This is a genomic window from Pseudomonas sp. TE3895, from assembly GCF_056278855.1.
Window position 1 is genome coordinate 1,558,623 of sequence record NZ_JBWBQE010000001.1, and the last position, 16,008, is coordinate 1,574,630.

Genomic DNA, 16,008 nt, shown 5'->3' on the forward strand with positions numbered 1-16,008 from the left:
AAGGGCCGGCACAGGCCATGCATCATCAGGTGCGGAACCTGCGCACCAGCGTATCCAGCTCATTGGACAGCCCGGCCAGGCTCTCGGAGTCCTGGCGCGCCGCCTGGGCCAGCTCGGCCACCAACTGCGCATCCCCGTGAATCTGGCTGATGTGCCGGTTGATGTCCTCAGCCACCTGATGCTGTTCTTCGGCTGCCGTGGCGATCTGGGTGTTCATGTCGCGGATCACGTCCACCGACTCACGGATCTGCCCGAAGCTGTCGCGGGCCAGACCAATGCGGCTGACCGACTGCTGCGACACTTCCAGGCTGGCGTGCATCTGCTCGGCCACTTCGGCGGTACGGCTGGCCAGGTTGCCCAGCAAACCGTCGATTTCAGCGGTGGAGTCGGCAGTACGCTTGGCCAGCGCCCGCACTTCGTCGGCCACCACGGCAAAGCCGCGGCCCTGCTCACCGGCACGGGCCGCTTCGATGGCGGCGTTCAGGGCCAGCAGGTTGGTTTGTTCGGCAATCGAACGGATGGTGCCGAGGATCGACTGAATGGCGTTGCTGTCACGCTCCAGCTGTTGAATCGACTGGGCCGATTGCTCGATTTCGTGGCTCAGGCGATCAACGCTGTGTACCGCCGCATCGATCTGCTGCTGGCCTTCGCGGGCCTGCTGCTGGCCGCTGTCGGCCGACTGCGCCGCCTGGCTGCAGGACCGTGCCACTTCATTGGCGGTGGCGACCATTTCGTGGAATGCGGTGGAAACCATGTCCACGGCTTCGCGCTGGCGGCCGGCCGCCTCGGCCATGTCGCTGGAGACGCGGGTCGAGCTGCTGGACGTGCTGAGGATCTTGCTGGCGGCAGCACCGATGTGCTGGATCAGGCTGCGAATGGCACCGAGGAACTGGTTGAACCAGCTGGCCAGTTGCGCGGTTTCGTCGCGGCCGCGGATTTCCAGGTTGCGGGTCAGGTCACCCTCACCTTGGGCAATGTCTTCCAGGCCATTGGTGACGCTGTTGATCGGGCGCACGATCAGTTTGGCGAAGGCCGCACCGACCACCGCGAACAGCGCGGCCAACACCACAGCGATGACACCGATCAGCCAGGTGAGCCGGGTGGTGGTCTGCATCACTTCGCTTTGTTCGATCAGGCCGATGAAGGTCCAGCCCAGCTGCTGATCGGGGTAGACGTTGGCCATGTAGTGCACGCCATTGAGTTCGACCTCGACCAGGCCTTTGCCGGCTTTGGCCAGCTTGGCGTAACCGTCGCCAAAGCTTCCCAGCTGCTTGAAGTTGTGGGCGGCGTCGCGCGGGTCGACCATCACGTTGCCGTTGCTTTCCACCAGCATCAGGTAGCCGCTTTCGCCCAGTTTGATCTGCTTGACGATTTCGGTCAGGCCCTTGAGCGACACGTCGATGTTGACCACGCCGCCGGGGTTGCCCAGCTGGTTGGCCACGGTGCGCACGGTGCTGACCAGCACCGCATCGTCGGCGGCCCAGTAGTAGGCGCCGGTACGCATCGTCTTGCCAGGGTTGGCCATGGCAAGTTGGTACCAGGGGCGTGTGCGTGGGTCATAATTGACAAACTTCTGGCCGGCCGGCCAGCCAGTGTAGCCGCCATCATTCACCCCGTAGGACAGGTAGGCGTAGGCGGGGTGTGAGTTGGCCAGGCGAGTCATGAAGTCGAGAATTTTGCTGGCCTGCTCGCCCAGTTCGTAGGACGGGGTTGCGCTCATGTACTTGTTCAGCTCGCTGCCCGTGGCGGCAACCATTGGCTGGGAAGCCATGTACTCGACGTTCTGGTTGATCCCCTGGAAGAAGATGTTCATCGCGTTGCTGACCTGGCGGATTTCCCGGCTGCTGCTGTCGAGGAATCCGTCGCGGGCTTCGCCGCGCAGGTTGATGACCACCAGGGTGGCCACGAGAACGATGGGCAAGCCGGCGATGACCGCGAATGCCCAGGTCAGTTTCTGTTTGATGCTCATCGACGCTCCCGGAATTTTTGTTTTCGACACACGAGGCAGGTAGCAACTGCATCGGCAGCATCCGGGTTTTATGAAGCCAAAACGCCCGTATTTATTGGATAAAGTCGTGGTTGGTGACTATTCGGTCGTGTTTGGACATTTATGGCATGCCAAAGGCGCGTGGCAGCTCAGTGACAGCAGCTGCCCGCAGCGCCATTGGCCAGGTCTTTGAGGATCGGGCAGTCCGGACGGTCGTCACCCTGGCAGTGCGAAACCAACTCGCCGAGGGTGTCGCGCAGGCTCACCAGCTCCTCGATGCGCCGGTTCAGTTCATCGATGTGGTGCATGGCCAGCGCCTTCACATCGGCGCTGGCACGTTGGCGGTCCTGCCACAAGGTCAGCAATTTGCCGACCTCTTCGAGGGAAAAGCCCAGGTCGCGGGAGCGTTTGATGAAGGCCAGGTTGTGCAAGTCTTGCGCCTGGTACAGGCGGTAGCCGCTGTCGCTGCGAGTGGCGGGTTTGAGCAGGCCGATGGACTCGTAGTAACGGATCATCTTGGTGCTGAGCCCGCTGCGGCGGGCGGCCTGGCCGATATTCATGGCGCCTCCTGGGTGCTGCTGGTGGGTTTCCACGTTTTAAGCCACAGTGCATTGCTGACGACGCTGACACTGGACAGGGCCATGGCGGCTCCTGCCAGTACCGGGTTGAGGTAACCCAGCGCGGCGAGCGGAATGCCGATCAGGTTGTAGATGAAGGCCCAGAACAGGTTCTGGCGGATCTTCGCGTAGGTCTTGCGGCTGATTTCCAGCGCGGCGGGCACCAGGCGCGGGTCGCCACGCATCAGGGTGATGCCGGCGGCCTGCATGGCCACGTCGGTACCGCCACCCATGGCAATGCCGATGTCGGCCGCGGCCAGCGCCGGTGCATCGTTGATACCATCGCCAACCATGGCGACCACTCCATCCTGCTTGAGCGCGGCCACGGTCGCGGCCTTGTCGGCCGGTAGCACTTCGGCATGCACATCGTCGATGCCCAGGGCCTCGGCAACCACGTTGGCGCTGCCACGGTTGTCACCCGTCAGCAGGTGGCTGCTGATGTGTTGGGCGTGCAGGGTTTCGATGGCCTGCGCAGCGCCAGGCTTGAGGCTGTCACCAAAGGCGAACAGGCCCACCACTTTCGGTTGCGCGCCGCGCTCGATCAGCCACGACAGTGTGCGCCCTTCAGCTTCCCAGGCCTGGGCCTGGGCGGCCAAATCGCCGGGCTGCAGACCGCTTTCGTCAAGCAGTCGGCGGTTGCCCAGCGCCAGTTCACGGCCTTCAACGCGCCCGGCAATGCCGCGCCCGGTCAGTGACTGGCTGTCGGCAACGGTTGGCACGTCCAGCCCTTGCTCTGCACAGGCCACCAGTACCGCCTTGGCCAGCGGGTGTTCACTCCCGCGCTGCAGGGCGCCGGCCAGGCGGTGAAGGTCGGCACTGTTGCCGTCCAGCGCCTGGCTGTGAACCACCCGCGGGCTGCCGGAGGTGAGGGTACCGGTTTTGTCGAACACTACGCGGTTGACCGCATGGGCACGCTCCAGAGCTTCGGCATCCTTGATCAGGATGCCGTGGCGGGCGGCGACCCCGGTGCCGGCCATGATCGCGGCGGGCGTGGCCAGGCCGAGGGCGCAGGGGCAGGCGATGACCAGCACGGCGACGGCGTTGATCAGCGCGGTTTCCAGCGGTACCCCAGCCAGCCACCAGCCAATCAGGGTGATCAGCGCCAGTACCAGCACGGCCGGGACGAACACCTGGCTGACGCGGTCGACCAGCTTCTGGATCGGCGCTTTGGCGGCCTGGGCGTCTTCCACCAGGCGGATGATGCGCGCCAGCACGGTCTCGGTGCCCAGCGCCTGGGTACGCACCAGCAGCCGGCCTTCACCATTGATGGCGCCACCGGTGACGCTGTCGCCGGGCTGCTTGGGCACTGGCAAGCTCTCGCCGCTGATCAGGGCCTCATCGGCATGGCTGCTGCCGTCTTCGACCACGCCGTCGACCGGGAAGCGTTCGCCGGGCTTGACCAGTACCAGGTCGCCCAAGCGCAAGTGGGCGATGGCCACGTCCTCTTCCACGCCGTCGACCACGCGCAGGGCGCGTTCCGGGCGCAGGGCTTCGAGGGCTCGGATGGCACTGGCGGTCTGGCGTTTGGCGCGGCTTTCCAGGTACTTGCCCAGCAATACCAGGGCAATCACCACGGCTGAGGCTTCGAAGTACAGGTGCGGGGCCATACCGGCGGGAGCCTGTGCCCATTGGTACAGGCTCAGGCCATAGCCAGCGCTGGTGCCCAGGGCCACCAGCAGGTCCATGTTGCCGGCACCGGCGCGCACGGCCTTCCAGGCTGCAATGTAGAAGCGGGCACCGAGAATGAACTGCACGGGTGTGGCCAGCAGGAACTGCGCCCAGGCGGGTAGCATCCAGTGCAAGCCGAACGGTTGTACCAGCATGGGTAATACCAGCGGCAGGGCCAACAGCAAGGCTGCACCGACTGCCAGGCGCTCGTTGCGCAGGCGGCGCTGGACAGCGCTTTGGTCGTCCTTGGTCGATTGCGGCAGGCTGGCGCTGTAGCCTGCCTTTTGCACAGCGTCGATCAGCAGGTTGTCATCAAGGGCCGCAAGCACTTCGAGGTGCGCGCGTTCGCTGGCCAAGTTGACGCTGACCCGCTCGACCCCGGCCAATTTGCCCAGGGCGCGCTCTACTCGGCCGACACAACTGGCGCAGGTCATGCCGCCTATCTGCAGTTCGAGGGTGCGGGTTGGTACCCCGTAACCGGCCTCGCGCACGGCTTCGACCAAGGCTGGCAGGCTGGCAGGCGGGGCCAGAACCCGAGCTTTTTCAGTGGTGAGGTTTACGCTGACCTGTTCAGCGCCGGTGACCTTGCGCAGGGCGCGCTCGACCCGGCCAGCACAGCTGGCGCAGGTCATGCCGGAGATCGGCAGGTCGTATGTGGTGGATGCGGGCATGGCTCTCCTCCTTGGACAGGCCTCCAGCATCAACCTTGCCACGCAGGCAAGGTCAATAGCCCAGGTCGGCTCGTTTCAACTCCAGCCCATATTGCCCCATGGCGATGCGGTATTTGTTGATCTGGCCCGCCTGCAGATTCAAACGCGTGCTGCGCTGGTCCTCTATACCTGGGGCGCAACCCGGCATTTGCCCAGGCAGCAGGCGCAGGCGAACATCCACCGTGCCAGGCGGCAGGTTGAACGAGGTGGACTGCTCCTGGAAAACGCGCCCGGAAAGCTGGTCGTTGAGGTACACGCCGATTTCGCAACTGGTGGCCACTTCCAGGCGCTCCCGGGAAATGATCAGTACGCTGTAGGCCGAGTTGCCCTCGGCGAATGCCGGTGGCACCACAGCCAGCGCGCCCAAGAGCCCGACGACGCCCAATGCTGCCCTGAACATGAAAAATCTCCTGCTTGCCTGATCGTCAAAGGCGCAGCTTGGCCGACGCGGACGCGGATTTCCACCCCGGGTGTTGCAGGCAGGGCTTGACCTTGCCCTGATGGCAAGCTTGAGACTTGTGAAAAACCTGAAGGAGGTAACCCCCATGCAAGTGTTCAATGTACAAGGCATGACCTGCGGCCATTGCGTGAAAGCCGTGACCCGCGCGGTGCAGGAGCAGGATGCGGCAGCCAGGGTGGAAGTTGATCTGGCAGGTAAACAGGTGCGTGTGCAGAGCGAGTTGGCGCAGGAGCAGATTCTCACTGCGATTCGCGATGAGGGGTATCAGGCCGAAATCGCCTGAAGACCTGATTGCTCCCACCGGGGGTAACAGTGTTGCAAATGTTTTCACATTGACAGGGTCCACAGCAGGTAGAATCAGTCACTTGCTTAGCCTGCTATGGATTCCTGATGAACCTGCGAATGGTGCTCATCCTGGGCGCACTCAGTGCGTTCGGGCCCTTGGCGATCGACTTTTACCTGCCAGCCTTCCCGGCCATGGCGCAAGCGTTCGCCACCGATGAAAAACACGTCCAGGCCACGTTGGCCGCCTACTTCCTGGGCCTGTCTATCGGGCAGTTGGCCTATGGGCCGGTTGCCGACCGCTTTGGCCGACGCAAACCGCTGATGTTCGGCGTTACGCTGTTCACCTTGGCATCACTGGCCTGTGCCTACGCCCCCAACCTCGATACCTTGGTGGTGGCGCGTTTCATCCAGGCACTGGGTGGTTGTGCCGGCATGGTGCTTTCGCGGGCCATCGTCAGCGACAAGTGCGACCCGGTAGCTTCAGCCAAAGTGTTTTCGCAACTGATGCTGGTCATGGGCTTGGCGCCGATCCTGGCACCGATGCTGGGTGGGGTGCTGGTGAACCTGGCCGGCTGGCAGTCGATCTTCCTTGCGCTGAGCCTGTTCAGTGCCGGCTGCCTGCTGGCGGTAAGCCTGGGCCTGCCGGAAAGCCTGCCCGAGCATATACCCCGGCAACCGCTGTCTGGCGCCTTGCGCCAGTACCTGCGGCTGCTGGCTGACCGGGTTTTCCTCGGCCATGCCCTGACCGGCGGAATCGCCATTGCCGGCATGTTTGCCTATATCGCCGGTTCACCTTTCGTGTTCATCAAACTGTATGGCGTGCCCGCTGAGCACTACGGCTGGCTGTTCGGCACCAACGCCGCAGGTTTTATTCTGGTGGCGCAGGTGAACGCCCGCCTGCTGGCCAAACGCGGGCCGGCCTTCCTGCTGGGCCGTGCGGTGTGGCTGTATCTGGTTGCGGGCCTGGTGTTGCTGGGCGTGGCGGCGTTGCGCCCTGCGCAACTGTGGCCGCTACTGGTGCCGCTGTTCATCTGTATCGCCAGCCTTGGTTGCATCATTCCCAATGCTTCGGCCTGCGCCATGAGTGGACAGGGCGCGCGTGCCGGCAGCGCCTCGGCACTGATGGGCTGTGTGCAGTTCAGCGTAGCTGCGGGTGCTGCGGCGCTGGTCGGGCTGCTGCATGATGGCAGTGCGGTGCCCATGGCAATCGTGATCAGCCTGTGCGGGGCGCTGGTGGTCAGTGTTGCGCTGTTGACCCGGCGTTTGCAGGCCAAGGCTCCCGCATGAGCGGGTGAGGTGCCTGCAGCCGGGTTTCCAGCGTGGCGACGAAGGCACGCGCCTCAGCCTCGCTGCGGAAACTGACCACATGCTGATCGAGCTGGACTTGCCAAGGGCAGGCGGGGTTTCGGCTCGACGCACTTACGATAATTTTCATCGCTGCATACCTCCAGGAAGGGGAGCCGCTCAAGTGTAGCGCTGGCCCGCCAGCCTGCCATGACACGGCTTCAGCGTCCTGACTGACGGTAAGTGTGTGCATTTTCCTGGCGGTGTCTCCTACTTTGGGCGCAATGCCTGCAAACCCGCAGAACCTTCGCTTTGTTTCGCACTATTTGTGGAAGGTTGCTGTGGGCCACATCTGAAATGGCTGCAAGTTTGTTTTCATCAAGATGTTTCAGCGCGTTTGTGTGGGCGTACCGGTGCCTTGATTGACTGGGTGCCGGGGCGTTTTCGAAGCCGCCTCGCTGCTTGCCATGGGTAGGCATACCCAGTGGTTTTTCGTCATGAGTACGATGGCACCTGGCCGTCTGAACCGGCGTTTTCTGCGGCTTATACTGGCGAGCCAGGCCAGTGCCAGCGAGAGGCGCTTCCCTGGCAGGGTTGGCCATCGCATCCCCACAGTGAACTTGCAGGGAGTTACAAGGACATGAACGCAGCCAGCAGTATCAGCCAGATCGCCAGCCTGATGGCCGACCCCAAGCGAAGTGCCATGTTGTGGGCATTGATCGATGGCACACCGCGGTTGGCCAATGAGCTCGCGATAATGACTGGCCTGACTTCATCGTCAGCCTGCGCGCACCTTTCGCTGCTGTCGTCGGCCGGTTTGCTCAGGCATGAAGCCAGGGGCCGCAAACGTTACTTCTGCCTGGCTACCCCGCAGGTCGGAGCGGCGGTAGAGGCCTTGGCCAGCGTACAGCTGGAAAGCGCCAGGGGAGAGCGTGCCGAAGCGCCGGTATCGTCGCTGCCGCTGTCGATGCGCCGGGCGCGCCGTTGTGGCGATCACCTGGGTGGGGAGTTGGCCAGTGAGCTGTACCATCGCATGGTGGTGGCTGGCTGGTTGGAAGGCAGCGGACGGCACTTGAGGGTCAGTGACGAGGGGCGGGCGCAGTTGGCCTTGGTCGGGGTGTACATCGATGCCCTGGCGCCACACCAGCAACGAGGTTGCGTGATCTGCCGCTGCACCGAATGGAATGACCAAGGCCCGCATCTGGGTGGCGTACTGGGTCAGGCCTTGTTCAGGTTGTTCCTGCAATCTGGCTGGATGCGCGAGATAGAGGACTCACGGGCACTGCATATTTCGGCGCTGGGTATCCAGCAGATCAATCGCATAGCCCGCGTGGCGACGTTGCAGGTCGGTTGAGCGCAACGTCGTCATGCTACTCAAACCAGCCGTGCGTCCAGGCTGTTCTGCGCCAGGCGACGAGCCTGGTCTTCGGTCATGCCCAAGTGGGTATGCAGAGCGTGGAAGTTCTCCGTGACGTAGCCACCGAAGTAGGCCGGGTCGTCCGAGTTGACCGTGACTTTCACACCACGCTCGAGCATGTCGAGGATGTTGTGCTGGCTCATGTGGTCGAACACGCAGAGCTTGGTGTTGGACAGCGGGCACACCGTGAGCGGGATCTGCTCGTCGATGATGCGCTGCATCAGGCGCTCGTCTTCGATGGCGCGCACGCCATGGTCGATACGTTTGATCTTCAGCAGGTCGAGGGCTTCCCAGATGTACTCGGGCGGGCCTTCTTCGCCAGCATGGGCAACGGCGACGAAGCCTTCGCTACGGGCGCGGTCGAACACCCGCTGGAACTTGCTGGGCGGGTGGCCCATCTCCGAGCTGTCCAGGCCTACGGCAATGAACGCATCGCGGAACGGCAAGGCCTGATCGAGGGTCTTGTGCGCTTCATCCTCGCTGAGGTGGCGCAGGAAGCTGAGGATCAGGCCGCTGCTGATGCCCAGTTGTTCGCGGCCATCCTTGAGCGCCTGGCTGATGCCGTTGAGCACCACTTCGAAAGCAATGCCGCGGTCGGTGTGGGTCTGCGGGTCGAAGAAGGGTTCGGTGTGGATCACGTTCTGGGCCTTGCAGCGTTGCAGGTAGGCCCAGGTCAGGTCGTAGAAGTCCTGCTCGGTGCGCAGCACATCTGCGCCCTGGTAATACAGGTCGAGGAACTCCTGCAGGTTGTTGAAGGCATAGGCACCGCGCAAGGTCTCCACATCGGCCCAGGGCAAGGCGATCTTGTTGCGCTCGGCCAGGGCGAACAGCAACTCCGGCTCCAGTGAGCCTTCCAGGTGCAGGTGCAGTTCGGCCTTGGGCAGGGCGTTCAACCAGTCATACATAGTGGTCATCTCAATCAGGTACGGTTGCGGCCATTCTACAGGGGCTGGCTGGGCAATGCGCCCAGCCGGGCTGCGACCTGGTGAATCACCAGACCAAGGGTTCGCCCTTGTAGTTGATGAAACGCAGGCCGCCCTTGCCGCTTTGGGCCTTGATCTGTTCGATCATGCCGCGGGTGCTGGTGAGCACATCGATTTCGGCGTTTTCGCCACCCATGTCAGTTTTCACCCAGCCCGGGTGCATGGCCAGCACGCACAGGTCCGGGCGCTGCTGCTCAACGAAGAAGCTGTTGATCATCGAGTTCAGTGCCGCCTTGCTGGCCTTGTACAGGCAGATTTCGCCACCGTCTGGGATGGTGACGCTTCCCAGGATCGAGCTCATGAAAGCCAGCACACCACTGCCTTCGCGTATTTGACCCACCAGGCGGCGAGCCACGCGTATCGGCGCCACAGCGTTGGTCATGAACAGATCGCCAATGTCGCTGTTGTGGACTGCCTCCAGGTCTTGCGGCAGGGGGCCCATGACTCCGGCGTTGACGAATATCAGGTCGAACACCTGGCCTTGCAGGCGTTGCTTCAGGCTGTCGAGCTGAACGGTGTCGTTCATTTCCAGCTGCTCGATATGCACGCCGGGCACGTTCGCCAGGGCGCCGGGCTGCTGCGGGTTACGGACGGTGGCAGTGATGTGCCAACCGTCTTCGTGCAGGCGTTGTACCAAGCCCAGGCCAAGGCCGCGCGAGGCGCCGATGATGAGGGCAGTTCTTGAATTGGCCATAGGAACATTCCTTTATCGGTGTAGGAGAAAGGAATTGAGCATACGTCACGGCGAATACGCGTGCCTGGTTTGCGTCTGGTTAAAAAATGGTCAGTTTTGTCTGGGCCTTGCGGGGCCGGGCGCTTCGCCTGTTGGCGCACGGGTTATCCACAAGCTGGTCCACAGTTATTGTGTGCAAGGTGAGCAAGCGGGGTGCGGCTTGGATGGGCGGTTCGCTGGGGATAAGTCGCGCACATTCAGCAGTTTACGACTGTCATCAAATAGTGATCAAAATATGATCAAAGCTCTGGGGGCCTCGAAATCACTAGCCTGCAAGAGAGTGCCCCAAGCTTATCCACAGGCAGGCCCACAGTTGTTGTGGGCAATGTTCAGCGTGCTTCGAGCAAAATACGCCCGCGGCTCAGGTCCGCCAGTTGCTGTTGCAATGGCGCCAGGTGGGCGTCACCGAGGGCAATCACCAGGTCCACACCATTGGCGGTGAACTGTTCATCCAGGACCAGGCCGTCAATCTCGGCCAGGCGCAACTTCACCAGCGCCAGTTCGCTGAAACTGCAACTGCAGCTGAAGTGGCTGCGCTGCACCAGTAGGCGCTTGGGCGCCTGTTGCAGGCACTTGTTGGCGCCGCCGCCATAGGCCCTGGCCAGGCCGCCGGTACCCAGCTGGATGCCGCCGTACCAACGGATCACCAGCACCACCACCTGGTCGCAGTCCTGCGCTTCAATGGCCGCCAGGATCGGCCGCCCTGCAGTGCCGCCGGGTTCGCCGTCGTCACTGCTGCGGTACTGCGCGCCGAGTTTCCAGGCCCAGCAGTTGTGGGTAGCGGCCAGGTCGCTGTGGCGTTCGATGAAACTCATCGCTTCGGCGGCGCTGCTGATCGGCCCGGCGAGGGTGATGAAGCGGCTTTTGCGGATTTCCTCGCGGTATTCGCAGAGGTCGAGCAGGGTAGAAGGCATAAAGGACAGTCAGGCAGCCGGCTTGATGCCGCAGCCCTTCAAAATGATGTGGATAAGGTTGTTGCTCGCGTCTTCCATGTCCTGCTTGGTCAGGCGGCTGCGGCCAGTCACCTGGCAGATCTGGGTGGCGAAGTCGGCATAGTGCTGGGTGCTGCCCCAGAGCAGGAAGATCAGGTGCACCGGGTCGACCGGGTCCATTTTGCCTGCTTCGATCCAGGCCTGGAATACCGCAGCACGGCCGCGGAACCATTCGCGGTAATCGGCACTGAAGTATTCGGTCAGGCAGGTGCCACCGCTGATCACTTCCATGGCGAAAATGCGCGAAGCTTGCGGGTTGCGCCGGGAGAACTCCATTTTGGTGCGGATGTACTGGCTCAGGGCTTCACCGGGGTCGTCATCGACGCTCAAGGCGTTGAAGGTGCTGTCCCACAACTCGATGATGTTGCTGAGCACGGCGATGTACAGGCCCAGCTTGTTGGTGAAGTAGTAATGCAGGTTAGCCTTGGGCAACCCCGCCTTGAGGGCGATGGTGTTCATGCTGGTGCCCTTGAAACCATGGCGGGCGAACTCATCTTCGGCGGCCTGGATAATGGCCTGTTCGTTCTTCTGGCGGATACGGCCCGCGGGCTTGCCCGAGGCGGAGAGGCGATGCGCAGGGACTTCTAGGGTCATGGACGATTCCGTACGGGGCAGTGGCTGCGGCTGTGGGACAAGATTACCTGCCTGTGCCGAAGTGACAAGCGTTTGCGGCACAGACTGGCATCAACGTGTCGCAGCCAGGCTTTCGAGGAAGCTTTCCAACACCAGGTTGGGGCGCCGACCTTTGCGGGTAACCCAGCTCAGGCTCAGGTCATAAAAGCGCTCCTTGGGCTTGAGCGCACGCAAACGGCCTTGCTGTACCCAGAACATGGCGTAGTGGTCGGGCAGATAGCCAATATAACGCCCGGTGAGGATGAGAAACGCCATGCCCTCGCGGTCAGAAGCACTGGCTGTGCAATTCAGCGCCTGGTAGTGCGCCTGGATGTCGGCCGGCAGGCGGAAGGTGGGGGTGATGGCTTCCTGGCTGTTGAGGCGTTCGTCGTCTATCTGCTGGTCGTCGGCGTAGAACAGCGGGTGGCCGACTGCGCAGTACAGCAGCGAGCGTTCGCTGTACAGCGGTTGGTACTCAAGCCCCGATAGCGGGCTGGTCTGTGGGACGACGCCAACGTGCAGGCTGCCGTCGAGCACGCCGTGCTCGACCTGGCTGGGGGCGATCATGCGGATCTGGATGCGCACATCAGGGCCCCGATCCTTGAGTTCCGCCAGGGCATGGGTGATACGCATGTGCGGCAGGGTCACCAGATTGTCGGTCAGGCCGATGTTCAGCTCGCCGCGCAAATGCTGGTGCAGGCCGTTGACCTCGGTGCGGAAGCTTTCCAGCGCGCTGAGCAGTTGCAGGGCTGAATGGTAGACCTCGCGGCCTTCCTCCGTCAGCGAGAAACCGGCGCGGCCGCGCTGACACAGGCGCAGGCCGAGGCGTTGTTCGAGGTCGTTCATCTGCTGGCTGATGGCCGAGCGACCAATGCCCAGTACGTTTTCGGCAGCGGAGAAGCCACCGCACTCGACGACGCTGCGATAGATCTTCAGCAGGCGGATGTCGAAATCGCTGACTTGGGCGAGTGGATCGGGTCTTCGGCTCATCAGTTTAGTCTCGGCCTGCCTGAAGGTTAGAAATGTAGGCTTTTTCAGACTCTATCGCCGTGCCAACTTAGCTGCAACAACATCCATCGTTGCCTAATCGTCTTCCGAGGAACCGCCGATGAACATGCCCGAAACCGCCCCCACGGGTATCGCCAGCCAGCTCAAGCTGGACGCCCACTGGATGCCCTATACCGCCAACCGCAACTTCCAGCGCGACCCACGCCTGATCGTGGCGGCCGAAGGCAACTACCTGGTCGATGACCACGGGCGCAAGATCTTCGACGCCCTGTCTGGCCTGTGGACCTGCGGCGCAGGGCACACTCGCAAGGAAATCGCTGACGCGGTGACCCGCCAACTGAGTACGCTGGACTACTCCCCAGCGTTCCAGTTCGGCCACCCGCTGTCGTTCCAGCTGGCGGAAAAGATCGCCGAGCTGGTTCCGGGCAATCTGAATCACGTCTTCTATACCAACTCCGGTTCCGAGTGCGCCGATACCGCACTGAAGATGGTGCGTGCCTACTGGCGCCTGAAAGGCCAGGCAACCAAGACCAAGATCATCGGCCGTGCCCGTGGTTACCATGGCGTGAACATCGCCGGTACCAGCCTGGGTGGCGTCAACGGTAACCGCAAGATGTTTGGTCAGCTGCTGGACGTCGACCACCTGCCTCACACCGTGTTGCCAGTGAACGCCTTCTCCAAAGGCATGCCGGAAGAGGGCGGTATCGCGCTGGCTGACGAAATGCTCAAGCTGATCGAGCTGCACGATGCCTCCAACATCGCAGCAGTCATCGTCGAGCCGCTGGCCGGTTCGGCCGGTGTGCTGCCGCCGCCGAAGGGTTACCTGAAGCGTCTGCGTGAAATCTGCACCCAGCACAACATTCTGCTGATCTTCGACGAAGTGATCACAGGCTTCGGCCGCATGGGCGCGATGACCGGCTCGGAAGCCTTCGGCGTTACCCCGGACCTGATGTGCATCGCCAAGCAGGTGACCAACGGCGCCATCCCGATGGGCGCAGTGATTGCCAGCAGCGAGATCTACCAGACCTTCATGAACCAGCCGACCCCGGAATACGCCGTGGAATTCCCACACGGCTACACCTACTCGGCGCACCCGGTAGCCTGTGCCGCCGGTCTCGCCGCGCTGGAACTGCTGCAGAAGGAAAACCTGGTGCAGTCCGCGGCTGAACTGGCGCCGCATTTCGAGAAGCTGCTGCACGGCGTGAAGGGCACCAAGAATATCGTCGATATCCGTAACTACGGCCTGGCCGGCGCCATCCAGATCGCCGCCCGTGACGGTGATGCCATCGTTCGCCCATACGAAGCGGCCATGAAGCTGTGGAAAGCCGGCTTCTATGTACGCTTTGGTGGCGACACCCTGCAGTTCGGCCCAACCTTCAATACCAAGCCGCAGGAACTGGACCGCCTGTTCGATGCTGTAGGCGAAACCCTGAACCTGATCGACTGATCTTTCCGATTTTGATGCCAGGCGCATGCCCGCAGCGCGCGCCTGGCTCTCCTTTGTTTATCTGGAGTTTTGCATGAGTATTGTTCAGCACCTGATTCACGGCGAACTGGTTACCAAGGGTGAGCGCACCGCCGATGTCTTCAACCCGTCCACTGGCCAGGCCGTTCGCAAGGTCGAACTGGCCAGCCGCGCAACCGTGCAGGAAGCGATCGACTCGGCCAAGGCAGCCTTCCCGGCCTGGCGCAACACCCCTCCGGCCAAGCGCGCCCAGGTGATGTTCCGCTTCAAGCAACTGCTGGAGCAGAACGAAGCCAAGATTTCGCAGATGATCAGCGAAGAGCACGGCAAGACCCTTGAAGACGCCGCCGGAGAACTGAAGCGTGGTATCGAGAACGTCGAGTTCGCGTGTGCAGCCCCTGAAGTGCTGAAGGGCGAGTACAGCCGCAACGTCGGTCCGAACATCGACGCCTGGTCCGACTTCCAGCCGCTGGGCGTGGTTGCCGGTATCACCCCATTCAACTTCCCGGCCATGGTGCCGCTGTGGATGTACCCGCTGGCCATCGCCTGTGGCAACGCATTCATCCTCAAGCCTTCCGAGCGTGACCCGAGCTCGACCCTGTACATTGCCCAGTTGCTGCTGGAAGCCGGCCTGCCGAAGGGCATCCTCAACGTCGTGCACGGTGACAAGGAAGCGGTGGATGCGCTGATCGAAGCGCCGGAAGTCAAAGCACTGAGTTTCGTGGGCTCGACCCCGATCGCCGAGTACATCTATGCCGAAGGCACCAAGCGTGGCAAGCGTGTACAAGCCCTGGGTGGCGCGAAGAACCACGCGGTGCTGATGCCGGATGCCGACCTGGACAACGCCGTCAGTGCACTGATGGGCGCGGCTTACGGTTCGTGTGGCGAGCGTTGCATGGCCATTTCGGTAGCGGTGTGCGTGGGCGACCAAGTGGCCGATGCCCTGATTGCCAAGCTGGAGCCACAGATCAAGGCGCTGAAGATTGGTGCCGGCACCTCGTGCGGCCTGGACATGGGCCCGCTGGTGACTGCGGCAGCGCGTGACAAGGTCGTGGGTTACATCGATGACGGTGTTGCTGCTGGTGCCAAGCTGGTGGTGGATGGCCGTGGTTTCCGAGTGGCGGGTAATGAAGATGGCTACTTTGTGGGTGGCACCCTGTTCGACAAGGTGACCCCGGAGATGCGCATCTATAAAGAGGAGATCTTTGGCCCGGTGCTGTGCGTGGTCCGTGTGAATAGCCTGGAGCAGGCCATGCAGCTGATCAACGATCACGAGTATGGCAACGGCACCTGCATCTTTACGCGTGACGGTGAAGCGGCCCGTCTGTTCTGCGACGAGATCGAAGTGGGTATGGTGGGTGTGAACGTACCGCTGCCGGTACCGGTGGCCTACCACAGCTTTGGTGGCTGGAAGCGTTCGTTGTTTGGTGACCTGCATGCCTATGGCCCGGATGGTGTGCGCTTCTATACCCGTCGCAAGGCCATTACCCAGCGTTGGCCGCAGCGGGCCAGCCATGAAGCGTCGCAGTTTGCATTCCCTAGCCTTTAAGGGAAGTAGATGAAGCGGGGAGGCCGTCAGGCCTCCCCGCTTTGTTTTTGGGGGTTGGTTGTTGCTGTTGTAGGGGGAGGTGTGGTGGGTATGTCTTGAGGTGGTTTTGGCGGTGAGATGTGTCTGCCATAACCCCTGCAGCGCCTGTGAGATCGAGCGCCGCGCGCGTCCGGCTTGAGACATTCACCGCCTATGAGATCGAGCGCCGCCCGCGCGGCGCTTCGCGGGTAAACCCGCT

At 62.4% G+C, this 16,008-nt stretch carries 15 protein-coding genes and 1 pseudogene; 5 read left to right on the plus strand and 11 right to left on the minus strand.

Annotated features, from left to right (window positions below; all coding sequences use genetic code 11):
• Nucleotides 1-25: 25 nt before the first annotated feature.
• From ACZ889_RS06970 to ACZ889_RS06990, 5 genes and pseudogenes are all read right to left on the minus strand, one after another.
• Complete coding sequence (locus ACZ889_RS06970; RefSeq protein ID WP_370688781.1) at nucleotides 26-793, minus strand: methyl-accepting chemotaxis protein; 768 nt, start codon at nucleotides 791-793, stop codon at nucleotides 26-28.
• A gap of 90 nt (nucleotides 794-883) precedes the next feature.
• Nucleotides 884-1,969: pseudogene (locus tag ACZ889_RS06975) on the minus strand (HAMP domain-containing protein); the annotation flags it as partial.
• A gap of 167 nt (nucleotides 1,970-2,136) precedes the next feature.
• Nucleotides 2,137-2,547, minus strand: coding sequence for a Cu(I)-responsive transcriptional regulator (gene cueR, locus ACZ889_RS06980; protein ID WP_004576995.1), 411 nt, complete (start codon nucleotides 2,545-2,547; stop codon nucleotides 2,137-2,139).
• A complete protein-coding gene (locus ACZ889_RS06985) occupies nucleotides 2,544-4,943 on the minus strand; it encodes a heavy metal translocating P-type ATPase (protein ID WP_476257268.1) in 2,400 nt (799 codons plus the stop codon). The genes cueR and ACZ889_RS06985 overlap by 4 nt, the downstream gene beginning before the upstream one ends.
• A gap of 52 nt (nucleotides 4,944-4,995) precedes the next feature.
• A complete protein-coding gene (locus ACZ889_RS06990; protein ID WP_010951859.1) occupies nucleotides 4,996-5,382 on the minus strand; it encodes a hypothetical protein in 387 nt (128 codons plus the stop codon).
• Between the two features lie 145 nt (nucleotides 5,383-5,527).
• On the opposite strand from ACZ889_RS06990, the gene ACZ889_RS06995 reads away from it, so the two are divergent.
• The gene (locus ACZ889_RS06995) at nucleotides 5,528-5,725 is read left to right on the plus strand and encodes a heavy-metal-associated domain-containing protein (protein ID WP_003255286.1); all 198 of its coding nucleotides are present in this window, start codon (nucleotides 5,528-5,530) and stop codon (nucleotides 5,723-5,725) included.
• Nucleotides 5,726-5,832: 107 nt separating this feature from the next.
• Nucleotides 5,833-7,014: a multidrug effflux MFS transporter gene (locus ACZ889_RS07000; protein WP_003255285.1), complete on the plus strand. Its 1,182-nt coding sequence runs from the start codon at nucleotides 5,833-5,835 to the stop codon at nucleotides 7,012-7,014.
• Here ACZ889_RS07000 and ACZ889_RS07005 read toward each other — a convergent pair.
• Nucleotides 6,965-7,162 carry a hypothetical protein gene (locus ACZ889_RS07005; protein WP_003255284.1) on the minus strand — a complete coding sequence of 66 codons (198 nt, stop codon included), beginning with the start codon at nucleotides 7,160-7,162 and terminating at the stop codon, nucleotides 6,965-6,967. The two genes, ACZ889_RS07000 and ACZ889_RS07005, sit on opposite strands and share 50 nt — an antisense overlap.
• Before the next feature lie 489 nt (nucleotides 7,163-7,651).
• On the opposite strand from ACZ889_RS07005, the gene ACZ889_RS07010 reads away from it, so the two are divergent.
• On the plus strand, nucleotides 7,652-8,365 hold the full coding sequence (locus ACZ889_RS07010; protein ID WP_004576993.1) for an ArsR/SmtB family transcription factor: 714 nt from the start codon (nucleotides 7,652-7,654) through the stop codon (nucleotides 8,363-8,365).
• Nucleotides 8,366-8,385: 20 nt separating this feature from the next.
• Here the strand turns inward: ACZ889_RS07010 and ACZ889_RS07015 are convergent, their stop codons facing one another.
• From ACZ889_RS07015 to ACZ889_RS07035, 5 genes are all read right to left on the minus strand, one after another.
• Complete coding sequence (locus ACZ889_RS07015) at nucleotides 8,386-9,333, minus strand: adenosine deaminase (protein WP_003255282.1); 948 nt, start codon at nucleotides 9,331-9,333, stop codon at nucleotides 8,386-8,388.
• Between the two features lie 85 nt (nucleotides 9,334-9,418).
• A complete protein-coding gene (locus tag ACZ889_RS07020) occupies nucleotides 9,419-10,105 on the minus strand; it encodes an SDR family oxidoreductase (protein ID WP_003255281.1) in 687 nt (228 codons plus the stop codon).
• A 368-nt stretch (nucleotides 10,106-10,473) separates the two neighbouring features.
• Nucleotides 10,474-11,058: an IMPACT family protein gene (locus tag ACZ889_RS07025; RefSeq protein ID WP_003255280.1), complete on the minus strand. Its 585-nt coding sequence runs from the start codon at nucleotides 11,056-11,058 to the stop codon at nucleotides 10,474-10,476.
• A gap of 9 nt (nucleotides 11,059-11,067) precedes the next feature.
• On the minus strand, nucleotides 11,068-11,730 hold the full coding sequence (locus ACZ889_RS07030) for a TetR/AcrR family transcriptional regulator (RefSeq protein ID WP_003255279.1): 663 nt from the start codon (nucleotides 11,728-11,730) through the stop codon (nucleotides 11,068-11,070).
• A 90-nt stretch (nucleotides 11,731-11,820) separates the two neighbouring features.
• Nucleotides 11,821-12,741 carry a LysR family transcriptional regulator gene (locus ACZ889_RS07035; protein ID WP_029611808.1) on the minus strand — a complete coding sequence of 307 codons (921 nt, stop codon included), beginning with the start codon at nucleotides 12,739-12,741 and terminating at the stop codon, nucleotides 11,821-11,823.
• A gap of 115 nt (nucleotides 12,742-12,856) precedes the next feature.
• Here ACZ889_RS07035 and aptA point away from each other — a divergent pair, with 115 nt between their 5' ends.
• Together aptA and ACZ889_RS07045 are read left to right on the plus strand one after the other, a co-directional pair.
• The gene (aptA, locus tag ACZ889_RS07040) at nucleotides 12,857-14,203 is read left to right on the plus strand and encodes an omega-aminotransferase AptA (protein ID WP_180688895.1); all 1,347 of its coding nucleotides are present in this window, start codon (nucleotides 12,857-12,859) and stop codon (nucleotides 14,201-14,203) included.
• Between the two features lie 73 nt (nucleotides 14,204-14,276).
• Nucleotides 14,277-15,770 carry a CoA-acylating methylmalonate-semialdehyde dehydrogenase gene (locus ACZ889_RS07045; RefSeq protein WP_003255276.1) on the plus strand — a complete coding sequence of 498 codons (1,494 nt, stop codon included), beginning with the start codon at nucleotides 14,277-14,279 and terminating at the stop codon, nucleotides 15,768-15,770.
• The last annotated feature ends 238 nt before the right edge of the window (nucleotides 15,771-16,008 follow it).